1 pseudogene is annotated in these 413 nt (G+C 45.8%); it reads right to left on the minus strand.

Annotated features, from left to right (window positions below):
* Positions 1-413: pseudogene (locus L976_RS01465) on the minus strand (transposase); the annotation flags it as partial.

Here is a 413-nt window from a genome sequence, read left to right on the forward strand (position 1 = left end):
TCATTCAAACAGCGCATAAACCATGAAATATCACACAAACGACTGCGATAAAGGGCGATTGAATGCTTTAATCTGCTGACCTCATGCGCTTCAACTAACTCACCTTTGGCGAACTTTTGCGTTAACTCATCGCCTTTAAACAACTTATGCCACTGCTCAAGCACTTCGCGGTCAGTCCAGCGATTGGCTGTCTCGATATCCACCCGCAGCACCAAATGCAGATGATTCGACATCACCGCAAATGCTGCCACATCAATAGCAAAAACGGCTTCAAGTTCAAATAATAATGACTCGACCCAAGCACGGCGATGGTCATAGTTTTTACCCGAGTAACTATCATCGCCACATAAAAAAGCCCGCCGAACAACGCGGCTACAGCAATGGTAATAGGGAGTGTCTTCAAGACTTATCTG

This window comes from Shewanella sp. ZOR0012 (assembly GCF_000798835.1).
GTDB classification, from domain to species: Bacteria; Pseudomonadota; Gammaproteobacteria; order Enterobacterales; family Shewanellaceae; genus Shewanella; species Shewanella xiamenensis.